This is a genomic window from Psychrobacter sp. ANT_H56B, assembly GCF_008369245.1.
Classification (GTDB): Bacteria; Pseudomonadota; Gammaproteobacteria; order Pseudomonadales; family Moraxellaceae; genus Psychrobacter; species Psychrobacter cryohalolentis.
This window is the reverse complement of record NZ_VOBF01000001.1, coordinates 200,587-215,534: the sequence shown is the minus strand read 5'-3', so window position 1 is coordinate 215,534 and position 14,948 is coordinate 200,587. Positions and strand designations below refer to the sequence as shown.

The following is a 14,948-nucleotide window of genomic DNA, read 5'->3' as shown; positions in this document are numbered from 1 at the left end:
GAAGGGTAATAAGCTTTTTTTATGGCCATTCATTAAATATGGTGTATATAAACAACACTTTAGGAATATTTCTGTGAGACCTAAGGGTTACGATGGTTACATGATATTACCCTTAGGAGCTTTTCATGACACACCGATTATTAGTGAATTATAAATTACCAGCTAAAGTCGTCGGTATGGCGATAGTAGCGAGCAGTGTCTTTTATGTCGGTTGCGCCTCCACTGAAAAACCGCCTACCATAAAAAATGTTTCCATTGACAATCCTTATGCGCCTACTGACCCTAATTTAGCAGTAGCAACGGTCGCTGGTGGCTGCTTTTGGTGTGTCGAGGCGGGTTATGAAAAGATTCCTGGTGTGGTAGAGGTGGTATCAGGTTATACAGGTGGCGAATCTAACAATCCAACTTATAGTACTGTTTCAGCTGGTGGTACAGGGCATACTGAAGCAGCCCAAGTTTATTATGATCCGACCAAGATTACCTACAATGGTATCGTTCAAGCACTATGGCGAATCGCTGATCCTACTGATGATAAAGGTCAGTTTGTAGATAGAGGCACCCAGTATCGTCCGGCTATTTTTTATAATAGTGAGCAAGAAAAACAGATAGCCGAAGCTGCCAAGCAATCGCTGCAAGCCTCTGGCGTCTATAAAAAGCCAGTTGTAATCGAGATTGTGCCTGTTAGCGAATTTTATCCAGCAGAAGAGTATCATCAGGATTATTACAAAAAGAATCCACTACGTTATAAAGCTTATACGTTTAACTCTGGTCGCTACCAGTTCATTGAAAGTGTCTATGGTAAAAAATATGAGTTAGATTTCAACCAATTCAAACCGACTGTAATCAGTGCAAAGTCAGCAATGTCGAATACCTCGTCAGCTGCAGTAAAGCCGTCGACAGTTAAGACAAGTGCAGGCTTTGACCCAGATACCTTTGTAAAACCGACAAAAGCTGATCTTAAAAAATCACTAAGTGACATTCAATATAAAGTCTCTCAGGAAGATAGTACTGAGCGCGCTTTTGATAACGAATATTGGGATAATAAAGAATCTGGACTGTATGTCGATGTAGTATCAGGTGAACCATTATATTCGTCTCGTGATCAATACAAGTCCGGTACAGGTTGGCCGAGCTTTACTCGTCCACTGAATGCTAGCTTTGTCGTGGAAAAGGCAGATCGAGGAATATTTGGCACCCGTACCGAGATTCGTAGTCGTTATGCAGATTCACACGTCGGTCATGTATTTGACGATGGTCCGGCACCGACGGGTAAACGCTATTGCATGAACTCAGCAGCAATGCGTTTTATTCCACTGGCGCAGATGGAAGCGGCTGGCTATGGTAAATGGATTAATGACGTAAAATCAGCTAGCTAGGCATTGTTTGATAATCTTTAATAGCTTTTTAACATTGTTTAATGACTGAAAATCGTGAATAGCTTGTATTAAAAAGGATACCTAATTAGGTATCCTTTTTTTAAATTTAACGTCTTTAGTCTATTAAAAAGCAGGTTTACGCTTCGGTACAGCATCTAAGAACTCATTGCGCGCTTGATTGTCATGTACATACTCACCTAACATTGACATCGTTCGTGTAGTAGAGTGTTGCTTATTGACACCGCGCATCATCATACACATATGAGCGGCATCCATCACTACTGCCACACCGCGGCAACCTGTCACATCCATAATCGTTTGCGCTATTTGTTCGCTTAAATTTTCTTGAACTTGCAAGCGACGAGAAAACATATCGACGATACGAGCAAATTTAGACAGCCCTAACACTTGACCGTTTGGTAAATAACCAATGTGTGCAACACCGTGAAAAGGCAACATATGGTGCTCGCACAATGAATAAAACTCAATATTCTGCACCAGTACCAGCTCACGGTTGGTCGATGGAAACAAAGCGTCATTAACGACTTCATCTAAGCTTTGATGATAGCCTTTGGTCAAATGCGCAAATGCTTTGGCAGCACGTATTGGGGTGTCTTCAAGTCCTGGACGATGCAAGTCCTCACCCGTTGAGGCGATGAGCTGGCGATAGGATTCGATGCTTTCTTGGTAGTCTGATGCGATTGTTGCGGTATTGCTCATAAGTTTGGCAGCCATCCAAAATGTGGGTGTAGCTTAACGCTAAATCCTTAGTTACAAACAATGGTTGTAAAGGATTATTATAAAAATTGTGCAAGCTGGGAGGGCTGTGATTATACTCGAAATCTACTTAACTTCCTACTGCTGTAGCCGGTAGTTCACCGTTTTATCAATATTAAATGGTATTATTGAGCGGGATTAGGCATTAATACAGTGTAAGCAAAAACAGTTTACGACTGTTTACTTAAATCAATTCGTGTATAATAACTCATCTTTCAATTGGTACCTCCACTCGCTATTTGTTAGCCAACTATTAAAAATAATCGATCATTTAAATGACCTAAATTGACTTAAAAGGAAATATTATGCTATTACAAGGACAGCGTTTTGTCGTTACAGGCATCGCTAGCAAACTATCTATCGCTTGGGCAATCGCTGAAGCACTACATCGTGAAGGCGCGTCGTTAATTTTGACTTATCCTAATGATAAAATCAAAAAACGGGTAGATATGGCGGCTGAAGCATTTGAGGCGGACTTAGTCCTTGAGTGTGACGTGGCATCAGATGCGTCTATTGCGGCTTGTTTTGAGCAAGTCACTGCCCATTGGGGCGATGGCATTAATGGCGTAGTACATGCGATTGGCTTTGCACCGATGGATCAGCTTGATGGTGATTTTGTCAATGCGACAACCCGTGAAGGCAGTCATATCGCCCATGATATCTCAAGCTATAGCTTTGTGGCATTGGCAAAAGCATCGCGTGAGCTACTTGCTATGCGCCACGGCTCAATGTTGACGTTGACTTATGAAGGCAGTATTTCAGTATTGCCGAACTACAACGTCATGGGTATGGCAAAGGCGAGTCTTGAAGCCAGTGTTCGCTACCTTGCAACTTCTATGGGCGGTGAGGGCATTCGCGTCAACGCGATCTCGGCAGGTCCTATTCGTACGCTTGCCGCCAGTGGCATCAAGTCATTCCGTAAAATGCTCGATATTAGCGAAAAGATTGCACCTCTACAGCGTAACATTACTCAAGCTGAAGTCGGTAATGCCGCGCTATTTTTATTGTCGCCTTGGGCATCTGGTATCACTGGCGAGATTATGTTTGTTGATGCAGGCTTCAATACGGTTGCGATCAGCGAGCAGCTAATGATGCTTGATGAGCCGAAATAGTTAAAAGGCAATTCTCAACGATATATAATGAGAAGTAAGGAAGGCAGCCAATCGGCTGTCTTTTTTGATTATACTATAGATTTTTTGCTGATAAGCCATTAAGCGACGAATATGATAACCAAATTACCAAGATGGATATTGTGGGGTGGCGCCGTATTGGCATTCAGTGCAGGCTGTGTCAATACGGCAGCATTAATGGGTTTTACCAATTTATCTGTCTCGCATGTGACAGGTAATGTAAGCTTGTTTGCCGCTGCCATCGCTTATCTAGACATTCGGAGCCTTTTATTTATCGGCGCGTTACTGCTGTCTTTTTTGGCAGGGGCTGTATTAAGTGGTTTTGTTATCGGTCAGACGTCATTGAAGCTTGGTCGACGTTATGGCAATGCGCTTTACATTGAAGCGGCATTATTGTTAATAAGCTATTGGTTATACCAGCAGCATGATTATCTAGGACAGCTTGCCGCTGCTATGGCATGTGGCTTACAGAATGCAATGGTTGCAACTTATAGCGGTGCAGTTATTCGTACCACGCATTTAACAGGACTAACCTCAGATATGGGCGCTGCCATCGGTAATTGGCTGGCGGGTCGTCGTATCAGTAAGCCAACATTAGGCTTTCAGGCGATTATTTGGTACTGTTTTTGCGCTGGCAGTGCTGTAGGTGCTTTTTTATATGCCAGAGTGGGCTATGGTGCGTTGTTTTTGCCTATTACTATTGTTTTGAGCGCAGCCTTCGTATACAACTATGTATCAGACAATCTACCAGAAAAAAGACAGCCAAGAAAAAAGCGCCCATCAGTTTGATAAGCACTTTTTCATTTTTAAATTTTATTTCAATCGAATCCATACAGATTACTGATCGTCTTCTTTATGGTCTTCATGTTCGTGCAACCCTTGCATCATATCTAACGCAGAATCGTCAGTACGCTGCTGATCTTCTTTAGCCAATCCATCTTGGTTGATGTCTTTTGGTGCCATTTTCGTCGTTGAGTCAGTTTTGTTGTCATCTGCCATGAGAATCTCCTATTTGTTTTTATTAACGTTCTTCACCAACTTAGTATGTGATACAGCTTATGAGTTGTACAGGGAAGATATGGACATATTTAGTGACGGTATGTAACTTTGTATCAGACTAACTTTTGGTTTTTCAAAATAGATTTAAAGCCATACTTATAAAGCCAATTGGTTTTGGATAGATGAAATAAAGATTATATTTCTGACAAGGTTTTCAATATGTCTATATTGATAATATTTTGGTGGATAATATTTCTGCTATGATGGCACCTTGTTTTTGTCAGTACTGTTATTAAGTACGATTATAAAGGTATGGTTAACGGCTGAAATACGTCTTTATGTTTATAATTTTTAACACCGTCTTTGGGTACAATAAGGACATTATATGTCAGAGAAAAAACTAGATAGCCATCTTCCTAATGATGGCAACGAGTATTTATTTACCGATACCTTCCCAAAAGGTACCGGTAAAGGATTGATAGTGGTCGCTATCGCGGCGGTTATCAGTCTGTTTATCTATAACGTATTGCCGTATGATATCAGTGCCAATAAAGGCCTCGCCATGTTGTTCTTTATCGGCGTTTTATGGTTAACTGAAGCAGTACATGTGACAATTACAGCGATATTGGTGGTGGTCATAGGAGCGCTAATTGGTTTACCGGATTTCGATGCTGAAATTGGCTTACAAAGCTTTGCTAACCCAATTATTTATTTGTTTTTTGGTGGCTTTGCACTAGCGGCGGCATTGCATGTGCAGCAATTAGACAGGAAAATAGCGCTTAAGATTCTATCCATGTCAGGTGGTAATCTGAGGAATGCGGTATTCTTAATATTTGGAGTTACCGCATTTTTATCAATGTGGATCTCAAATACCGCTACTGCAGCGATGATGCTGCCACTGGCACTTGGTATTCTAACGCAGGTTGACCGCGAAAAAGACCGTGGCACTTTTGTGTTCGTACTATTAGGTATTGCCTATTCTGCGAGCCTTGGTGGTTTGGGTACGATCGTTGGTTCACCACCCAATGCTATTGCTGCAAAAGCGCTGGATATTGCGTTTGTCGATTGGATGAAGTTTGGTATTCCGATGATGTTGGTGCTGTTGCCATTATTGCTCGGTGCCATGTATTTATTCCTCAAGCCCAATCTTAACCGTCAGGTCACGCTGAACGAAGATGATGAGGCTATTGCATGGAATAAGCCGCGTGTACTGACGATTATTGTTTTTATCGTCACAGCGCTAAGCTGGATACTTTCGAAACAAATTGGTGCTGCACTTAATATTGATGATGTTGATTCTATTGTGGCATTGTTAGCAGCATCAGCAGTGGTCAGCTTAGGGTTGGTCTCATGGAAGCAAGTTTCTGATAACACCGACTGGGGCGTGCTCATGTTGTTCGGTGGTGGTATTGCGCTATCAACGGTGTTAAAAGTGTCAGGCGCATCGTTGGTTCTTGGTCAAGCAGTTGCTAATGGACTTTCCTCTGCACCGCTTATCGTCGTGGTACTGGCAGTTGCGGCATTCATTATATTCTTGACAGAATTTGCTTCTAATACGGCTTCTGCCGCCTTGTTAGTCCCTGTGTTTGCGGCTATTGCTGAGCAAATGGGTCTACCACCTGCAGTATTAGTCATGATTATTGGTATCGGTGCTTCTTGCGCATTTATGCTACCAGTTGCCACGCCACCAAACGCTATTGTCTTTGGGACGGGTCTTATTAAGCAGACAGAGATGATACGTGTTGGTGTCATACTGAATGTTATTTCTACCTTTATCATAGGTTTGTGGGCATATTTTTTCTTACTATAATCTATGAGTGAAAACAGTTATAACCGAACAAACCCAATGTTTAAGTGATTCTTAAACATTGGGTTTTTCATTTACTAGTAGTCATAATGTCGGTATAAAATACTTATCGTTTCTTTCTTGTTATCATTGATTTATTAGCTGCTCAAAGCAGATTGGGATGACTATTAACTGACTAGGTTTATCTAACAAGGAACGTATAAGATGTCTAAGGAATCTCTAAAATGCCAACCCTATATATGATTCAATTAGGCGGTCGCCCCAAAGGGCGGTTGATTGAACAACACGATATATTTTTTGGCGTGGCCAATCAGGTTAATGAATTAATAGCAGATATCAATAATCATTGGCCTGAAGTGAAAAATAAGTGGCATATTGATTCATACCGCGCTATTAGCAAAGTTGATAATTATGCGATTAAATTAGTGGAATCCAATATTCAAGCAGAGTGCGCCAACGACTTAAAGCTATTCTTTATCAATTTAGGCGGCTATCAGCAGGGCAGTTTTGAAGAATTTCATTATAAGCTACTTATCGTGGCTGATAGCCAAGCAGATGCAGTTAAACAAGCAAAACAGAGCGAATTTTATAAACAATTTACTTTTAAAGATACAGCATCGCCTTTTAACGCTGCTTCACATATTGATGACAAGTTTGAAGTAGATATAGACAACATATATAACGTCAATGATCTTATCTCAAATGTTAAAATCATTATCGAGCCTCTTGCCAGAGCGCTTGATAAAAGTATAAATGTCATAGAAGATAAAAAATACGTAGGATATTTAAGTATTAAAAATCTTAAAAAATTAGCACTGTGATAATATTAATTGTCGCTTACGTGTTTATGAGTTTTAAGAGATACGTCTAATCACTCCTTATCTCTGTGAGATTTTTGGTTATTTCAGAAATTTGATACGTTCTATAAGCAACAACTCAAGTCTAGGCCATACACGAGTAACTTGAATCGCAGCTCAATTATCCCCATAATCTAACAACTCCTAAATAATAAATAGCCTAAGTAAATATGCCTGATACTTCAACAGAAAATCAAGAAAAAATCCAGCCTGTACAAGCCGAAAATCTGAACGCCGAGACAAAAAATACGCAGAAAGAAAGTGTGGATACTCAACAGGTTATTTCTGTTGCTAATTTACCTGTACTCGCGAAGGATGAGTATTATCTCAGTCGCCTTGAGCGTGAGCTGGCACGTGCAAAATCGTCTGCTAATAAAAATAGCAATACGGATGACAAAAACAATGTTAAAAATAGCAATGATTTGGATAAAAAACGCGCCCAATATGAGCAATTAAAAGCTCGTTCGCAGCAAGCGGTGCAAGCGCGTATAGAGAGCATTCCAGATAGGCTGGCAGAAAAACTGAATCAGGATCTCCCTGTTAGCCAACGTGGTGATGATTTGATTCAGGCAATCATCGACCACCAAGTGATTATCGTTGCAGGTGAGACAGGCTCAGGTAAAACTACGCAGCTGCCTAAGTTAGCAATGTTAGCAGGGCGCGGTATACGTGGGCAAATAGGGCATACACAGCCTCGACGACTGGCGGCACGCAGTGTGGCAAACCGTATCGCTGAAGAATTGGGCGAGCAGCTTGGTAATACGGTCAGCTTCAAGATTCGCTTTAATGAGCAGGGCACGGCGCAATCTGTCGTTAAACTAATGACTGATGGTATTTTGCTTGCTGAACTTGGTCATGATCGTTTTTTGAGTAAATACGATACTATTATTATTGATGAAGCCCATGAGCGTAGTTTAAACATTGACTTTATTATGGGTTATTTAAAAAAACTGCTGCCCAAGCGCCCTGATTTAAAAGTCATTATTACCTCAGCGACACTGGACACTAAACGCTTTAGTGAATACTTTAGTCGCTACGATAATAAGCTTAAACGGCAAATTCCTGCCCCTATTTTTAATGTCGAAGGACGAAGCTTCCCTGTCGAAGTGCGTTATCGTCCGTTAACAGATGAGCCAGTAACCAGTTCAGACGATGATAGCTACGACGACTTTGAAGAAAATCTGCCACGTGCGGTGGTTGCTGCAGTGGAAGAATGCTTTAGCGATGCACAAAATAAAGGTCATGCTGATCAAGCAGATATCTTGATATTTGCCGCCACTGAAGCTGAGATTCGTGAGTTACAAGAAGTACTTGAGCGTCATGGACCTAAACATACAGAAGTGCTGCCATTATTTGCACGGCAGACCTATGAAGAGCAACAGCGTATCTTTCAGCCATCAGGTCGCGGCCGACGTATTGTTATCGCGACTAACGTCGCTGAGACGGCATTGACCGTACCGGGTATCCGCTATGTGATTGATTTGGGTTTTGCGCGTATATCACGCTATTCTTATCGTTCGCGCGTACAGCGTTTACCGATTGAAGCCATCTCGCAAGCTGCTGCCAATCAGCGTAAAGGGCGTTGTGGTCGTGTTGCGCCGGGTGTTTGTATTCGTTTATATAGCGAAGAGGACTTTACTGGTCGTCCTGAATTTACGGAACCTGAGATTTTACGCACTAACTTAGCATCCGTTATTTTACAAATGGCAAATCTGCGCTTAGGTAGTGTCGATGATTTCGCCTTTATTGAGCCGCCTGACAGTCGCTTGGTTACTGATGGACATAAATTGCTTGATGAATTGGGTGCGATTACTGCTAAAAACGACGTACCTTCAGTTAAACAAACTAACAAGCCAAAATCAAAGCAGGGTCTGGATCATCTGGTTCTGACACCGACTGGTCAAAAGATGGCACGTATGCCAATCGATCCAAGGCTGGCACGTATGCTGGTAGCTGGTAGCGATTTTGATTGTATTCGAGAAATGCTCATTGTCGTTGCGGCGCTTGCTGTCCAAGATCCACGCGAGCGGCCAGTAAATAAGCGCCAGCAAGCGGATCAGAAGCATGCTGAATTTCGCCAAGATGATTCTGATTTTTTATTCTATTTAAGTCTGTGGAAAGCCCTGTTTGAGAAAGACGAAGGTGGCAATAAGTTGTCTGGCAATCAGCGTAAGCAGTTTACGAAGAAAAACTATCTAAGCTTCCCGCGTGTACGTGAGTGGAGTCAAACCCATCGTCAGTTAGTACAAATGGTCACTGAGCTTAAGCTGACTGATGCTAACGAGGCAAAAACTGCTGACAAGAATGCCTCGAAAGAAGTGACTCACAGTGACCCTACCGCGATTGAAGATGAAGAACTCAAAGCTGTTAAATACGCCAATTTACATCGCGCATTATTAACAGGTCTATTGTCTACGATTGCTCACAAAACTGAAAATCGCGGTGAATACTTAGCTGCTCGCCAGCAGAAAGCCAAAATATTCCCAGCCAGTACGGTTTTTAAGCAAATACCACCTTGGGTCATGGCTTTTGAAGTGGTTGAGACATCGCAAGTCTTTATGCGTACCGTTGCCAAGATTGAACCAGAATGGATTATCTCAGCCGCCGGTAACTTATTAAAATATCACTACTTTGAGCCACATTGGTCGAAGAAGACGGGGCGTGTCAAAGCTTATGCCCAGATCAGTTTATTTGGTCTGATTATTATCAGTAAGCAACTGACCAACTATGAGCAAGTTAATCTAAGCGAGTCGCGTGAGATATTTATCCGTGACGGTCTGGTTACTGGAAATTTAGGTAGACAAGCACCGTTCTTACAGCATAATATGGATAAAATTGCTGACATTGAACGCATCGAGGATAAATTACGCCGCCGTGATCTATTGGTCGATGAAGAGTCCTTGTATCAGTTTTATGATAAAAAAATCCCCGATCATATTGCGAGCCGCAAAACGTTTGAAGACTGGCGTGCCGAAGTTGAAAAAACCGATAGTAAGTATCTGTTCTTTACCGATGAAGACGTGCTTAATAGCCAAGCACCGACCACAGGCGATTTCCCAGAAGTATGGAAGCTGGGTGACTTAAAGCTGCCACTACGCTATATTTTTGATCCAGCGAGCGATGATGATGGGGTGACTATCCGTGTGCCGCTTGTCGCCCTACCGCAGCTTGATGCAATTGAGCTATTATGGGGCGTACCCGGTTGGCGTTTTGAGTTGGTATTGCAATTATTAAAATCATTACCAAAAGACATTCGTCGTCAGATTGTACCTATTCCTGATACTGCCGATAGCTTGTTTGATGAGTTGCAGCCTGCGGGTGGACAGGGGTTACTAAAACAGCTTTGCCAAGCACTCCATCGCCGTGGCATTATGTCAGTCACTACAGAGCAGTTTAATCCGTCTAGTATTGATCGTTATTTGCAGCCACAAATCTGCGTGGTCGATGATAAGAACCGTATCATCGAAAAAGGACGCGATCTGCAAACGCTACAGATTCGCCATGCCTCTCAGACGCGCCAAGCGGTGAATGAGCAGCAAGGCGCGCATACAGAATTTCCTGAGCACTTCGCCTTTAGTAAAAACCATCATAGCGCAGGCGTGGTTATGAAGCAGTTTGCTGCTTTGGTTGCTGATGAGGCAGGTGAAGCGGTATCTATCCATCAATATACCGATGTTAATGCAGCACTGCAGGCGCACCGTATCGGGGTGTTAACGCTAATCAAAAGCAGACTTGGCTCAAAGAAAAAACAGCTGACCAGTCAAGTTGATAACATATTTAAACTGGCATTCGCACCGCTTGGCGATATGGAAAAGCTTAAGACTATCATTATTGATGCGACTTTAGATGCAACACTCGAAGAGCACTATGTATTGTTTGATCATACGGCAGACCTACCTGAGAGTGCTAATGATGTTGCGGTTGGACTCAGTGAGGAGCTACCCTTTACTCCTGAAGAGTATAGCCAAACGCTCGATGTGCTACTAAGTAACTTTTTGCTGATTGGTCAAACGGTCATAAAAACCCTCAAAAACGTTTATACCCGCTGGCAACGTATTCGCCAAAGCATGCTAATGCTTGATCGAGAGATATTTGGCGAGTCTATTGAAGATATTGAAGATCAGTTAGCAGATTTGCATTTGGCTGATTTTGTTTATCGTATGGATTATAGCCACTGGCAGCAGTATCCACGCTATCTGGAAGCGCTAGAGATTCGTATCGACCGTCTTGAGCACAATGTCGAAGCCGACCTCGATGGCGTCTATGCTCTTGACTTACATATGGAAAGACTTGCAGGACGTGCTAATGATAAAGTCATCAGCGATTACCGCTGGATGGTCGAGGAGTACCGCATTCAACTGTTTGCTCAGCCGATGAAAACCCGTATGGCAGTATCGCCCAAGCGTCTCAGTAAGATATGGGATAAAATGAGTTAGCATAAAAGTAAATATTTCAGTAACCGTTCGCAAATTTTTATGGTCATGCTTTTAGTTGCCATTTGGTAAAAGCATGACACTCTTGCCCGTATTATCAAAAAGCTTATTCAACCGCTTATATAGACATCTTAAATATTATCATGACACTGGCTGCTAAGCTCATACCTTACAAGCCTTTCTAGAGGAATAAATATTCAAGCAGTCGCCATGCACCGATTGCTAACCTCTACAGTGTTTTAGTTATCATTTTTACAAAATTGATGCATCTCTTTCACGTTAACAGTCGTATTTGAATCTCTGTCATCTCCTACATTGGCTGGTGCTGTGACCGCATTTGTACAAGGTATTAGTTTGTTATTACCGCAATTATTCCGTACTTTGCCGGATTTTTGCGTGAGTGGTCAGGTAGCTTTCAAGCCGTTTGGCTGATGCTACTTATCACATTGGTGAGCATGCTGATTATTACTATGAAGCTTGCGCCTGAGAGTTATGCAAAGACAATGAATTATTCATAAAATCAAATCAAGGATTGAAGATGGGAATTACAGCTATGGATAGCGTCTCTTGTACTGAGACACAAGATACAAAAATCTCGTTACTCACAGGCGAGATGGCACAAGATATGGTGAATGCTGCATTTATAGAGTCTAAAAGGCATGGTCTAATGGTATCGGTGACGGTGGTTGATCGTTCTGGGCAAATACTGGCCTTTTTAAAGGATCATCGAGCGGGTGTGCACACTATTCGCTCAAGTTATAAAAAAGCCTATACAGCCAATTCGCAAAAAAGAGAAACAGCGGTCATCGCTAGAGGCGTTGCGGACGGTAGTATTGCTGCCGACATCAGATACCTTGATGAAAACATACTGATAATGCCGGGCGGTATTCCTGTATATATTGATGGTATTGTGGCTGGTGGTATTGGTGTGGGCGGCGCACATGGCAATGAAGACGTAAGTATTGCTCGCGCGGGCTTAAGCGTTTTAGAGTAAATACATAGGGCGAGTTTCACGCACTAATTTTTAATTTTCACAATCTTTAGACAGTGCGTAGATATAGCTTATAGGCTTTCCCCAAATAATGCAGATATCAATAAAATAAAAAAAGGCTGGATTAGCAATCGCTAACCCAGCCTTTTTACGTTAAAAAAGAAAAACTAAGGGGTCAGTTTGACCTTTGGATATACCATGTTAGCAGGAGAGAGTAGATTGTCTAATGTCTCTTTATCCATCAGGTTCTCTTCTAGAACGATGTCATAAACACGACCACCGGTTTCTTGGGCTTTTCTTGCCACATAGGTAGACGACTCATAACCCAAATGTGGGTTTAATGCGGTGACCAGACCAATATTGTTGAATACTTCAGTATTACACGCTTCATTATTCATCATTACGCCATCGATACAGCGCGTGGCAAATATCTCACAGATATTTGCCATCATGCTCATACCGGTAAATAGGTTAAAAGCAATGACTGGCTCAAAGACATTGAGTTGTAGCTGAGCGTTTTCTGATGCCATGACGATAGCGGTATCAATACCCATTACATGAAAACACGTTTGATTGACCACCTCAGGTATAACAGGGTTCACTTTACCCGGCATGATTGAGCTACCAGGCTGCATCTCAGGCAGGCGATATTGTGCCAAGCCTGCACGAGGACCCGAGGATTGCAAGCGTAAGTCATGAGCAATTTTTGATAGACGAGCAGCAAACAGACGCAGATTGCCAGACAAAGCAACATAAGCACTGGTATCTTGTGTGGCTTCAATTAAGTCTTCGGCGATATAATAAGGTCTCCCAGTCAGCTCTTGTAACGTCTCAGCACACAGCTCTGAATACCCAGCAGGTGCATTCAAGCCAGTACCGATAGCGGTACCGCCCATATTAATCTCATGAAAGAGCGCGCGAGTTGACTCGATACGCGCCATCTCTTTTTTGACCATCGTTGCAAAAGCGTTGAATTCTTGACCTGCTGTCATCGGCACCGCATCTTGTAGATGGGTGCGTCCCATTTTTAATTGATCGGCGAATTCGATGCTTTTGTTAATTAGACTTTGGTGCAGCACCGCCATCTTATCCAATAGACGCGTGCAATAGTCATCCAATGCGACATTAAGCGCCGTTGGATAGGCATCATTGGTCGACTGCGAAAGGTTGACATGATTATTTGGATGCACATGCTGATATTGCCCTTTTTCATAGCCTAATATCTCTAAAGCACGATTGGCAACGACCTCATTGACATTCATATTGGTTGAGGTGCCTGCGCCGCCTTGAAACATATCGACGATAAATTGGTCATGATATTTATCAGCGATTAAGTCATCACATGCCGCGACGATCGCATCTTTGACGGTATCATTTAATACACCAACTTTGTTATTGGCAATGGCAGCGGCTTTTTTGACGGTAGCAAAGGCACGGATAAAGGTAGAGAATTGATGTAAGCGCACACCGCTCACAGTGAAGTTTTCAAAAGCACGTAAGGTTTGGATGCCGTAGTAAGCGTCAGCTGGCACATCGCGATGACCAAGTAAGTCGTATTCTTGGCGAGTAGTGGTTGTCATTTAATAAAATTCCTTCAACAAAAAGCCCTGATAAAAACGTCCATCGCCTGCGATATTTATAAAAACCCTGTTATCACTATGGCGATGTCGCCTCAAATGAGCATTATAGACAACATTTCAGCATAAGCGCCTTATATTGTGACTAATATGGCTGTTTATTTAAAATAAAGACCAATACTGCGCTCAAGATGACAGTACTTGCTATCATAAAAGTTAAAGTGATCGGCTCTGACAAAATCACCACGCCCAGTAACGCTGCAAGCACGGGCACACAAAGCTGTATAACGGCAGCCTGTGTGTTTTTTAATAAAGGCATTGCCATATACCAGATGCTGTAGCCGATGCCAGAGGCAATTGCCCCTGATGCACACGCCAACCATATCCCTTCCATGGTGATACTGTCGATATGAATGAGTTGCCCATCCATAATGTTTTGATATATAAAACCAGTGACTAATAATATCGGTATCGCTAGCAAACTTCTGATGAAATTAAAACCTGTGGCTCGCAGCGGTGAGAGACAGGTCTTGCCGCGTATGCTATAGATACCCCATGCCACACCGCTGATTGCCATGAGCATGGCAGCGAGTAATGAAGGCATTGAGGCCGATGGTAGCATCAAATATACAAACCCTGTGATGGCAATAACAAAGGCAATCCATTGCAAATGACTCAACGTCTCTTTTTTATAAATCCCCCAACCAATCATAGTGAGCTGAACCGCTGAAAATAAAATCAGCGCCCCAGTGCCAGTCTCAAGCTCTACATAGGCAATCGAAAAACACAGCGCATAAATAACTAAGCTTATGCTACTCAGCCAATTCCCTCTTTCACTTAATAGCTCTTCATTGAAAGAATGACTAAGTCTCAATTTGCGATGTCTTAAGTAGTAGGACTGAGCTGCCATGATCATACTCAAGCAGACAGCAGCGCTTAATAGGCGAACAATGGTAAAGCTCCAAGCGTCTATATAACCCTCTGCTAAGGCCATCCTACAA

Annotated in this window: 11 protein-coding genes; 7 read left to right on the top strand and 4 right to left on the bottom strand. The window is 42.4% G+C overall.

Features of this window, described 5'->3' with window-relative positions; translation table 11 throughout:
• Nucleotides 1-125: 125 nt before the first annotated feature.
• Nucleotides 126-1,376 carry a peptide-methionine (S)-S-oxide reductase MsrA gene (gene msrA, locus FQ082_RS00815; protein WP_149491678.1) on the top strand — a complete coding sequence of 417 codons (1,251 nt, stop codon included), beginning with the start codon at nt 126-128 and terminating at the stop codon, nt 1,374-1,376.
• A gap of 123 nt (nt 1,377-1,499) precedes the next feature.
• Here msrA and folE read toward each other — a convergent pair whose 3' ends face one another.
• A complete protein-coding gene (gene folE, locus FQ082_RS00810) occupies nt 1,500-2,096 on the bottom strand; it encodes a GTP cyclohydrolase I FolE (protein ID WP_262498112.1) in 597 nt (198 codons plus the stop codon).
• 362 nt (nt 2,097-2,458) lie between these two features.
• Here folE and FQ082_RS00805 point away from each other — a divergent pair, with 362 nt between their 5' ends.
• Both FQ082_RS00805 and FQ082_RS00800 read left to right on the top strand, forming a co-directional pair.
• Nucleotides 2,459-3,265, top strand: a complete 807-nt coding sequence (locus FQ082_RS00805) for an enoyl-ACP reductase (RefSeq protein WP_011513755.1) — start codon at nt 2,459-2,461, stop codon at nt 3,263-3,265.
• Between the two features lie 111 nt (nt 3,266-3,376).
• The gene (locus tag FQ082_RS00800) at nt 3,377-4,072 is read left to right on the top strand and encodes a YoaK family protein (protein WP_149409437.1); all 696 of its coding nucleotides are present in this window, start codon (nt 3,377-3,379) and stop codon (nt 4,070-4,072) included.
• A 48-nt stretch (nt 4,073-4,120) separates the two neighbouring features.
• Here FQ082_RS00800 and FQ082_RS12925 read toward each other — a convergent pair whose 3' ends face one another.
• Nucleotides 4,121-4,282 carry a hypothetical protein gene (locus FQ082_RS12925; RefSeq protein WP_011513753.1) on the bottom strand — a complete coding sequence of 54 codons (162 nt, stop codon included), beginning with the start codon at nt 4,280-4,282 and terminating at the stop codon, nt 4,121-4,123.
• Nucleotides 4,283-4,667: 385 nt separating this feature from the next.
• On the opposite strand from FQ082_RS12925, the gene FQ082_RS00795 reads away from it, so the two are divergent.
• From FQ082_RS00795 to FQ082_RS00780, 4 genes are all read left to right on the top strand, one after another.
• The gene (locus FQ082_RS00795) at nt 4,668-6,092 is read left to right on the top strand and encodes an SLC13 family permease (protein ID WP_149409436.1); all 1,425 of its coding nucleotides are present in this window, start codon (nt 4,668-4,670) and stop codon (nt 6,090-6,092) included.
• A gap of 221 nt (nt 6,093-6,313) precedes the next feature.
• Nucleotides 6,314-6,910 carry a DUF1543 domain-containing protein gene (locus FQ082_RS00790; protein WP_149491676.1) on the top strand — a complete coding sequence of 199 codons (597 nt, stop codon included), beginning with the start codon at nt 6,314-6,316 and terminating at the stop codon, nt 6,908-6,910.
• A gap of 206 nt (nt 6,911-7,116) precedes the next feature.
• Nucleotides 7,117-11,382, top strand: coding sequence for an ATP-dependent RNA helicase HrpA (gene hrpA, locus FQ082_RS00785; RefSeq protein WP_262498111.1), 4,266 nt, complete (start codon nt 7,117-7,119; stop codon nt 11,380-11,382).
• A 535-nt stretch (nt 11,383-11,917) separates the two neighbouring features.
• On the top strand, nt 11,918-12,373 hold the full coding sequence (locus FQ082_RS00780) for a GlcG/HbpS family heme-binding protein (protein WP_149409434.1): 456 nt from the start codon (nt 11,918-11,920) through the stop codon (nt 12,371-12,373).
• Between the two features lie 164 nt (nt 12,374-12,537).
• Here the strand turns inward: FQ082_RS00780 and FQ082_RS00775 are convergent, their stop codons facing one another.
• Together FQ082_RS00775 and FQ082_RS00770 are read right to left on the bottom strand one after the other, a co-directional pair.
• Nucleotides 12,538-13,950, bottom strand: coding sequence for an aspartate ammonia-lyase (locus tag FQ082_RS00775; protein ID WP_149491675.1), 1,413 nt, complete (start codon nt 13,948-13,950; stop codon nt 12,538-12,540).
• 142 nt (nt 13,951-14,092) lie between these two features.
• Complete coding sequence (locus FQ082_RS00770) at nt 14,093-14,857, bottom strand: DMT family transporter (RefSeq protein ID WP_262498110.1); 765 nt, start codon at nt 14,855-14,857, stop codon at nt 14,093-14,095.
• Nucleotides 14,858-14,948 lie beyond the last annotated feature (91 nt).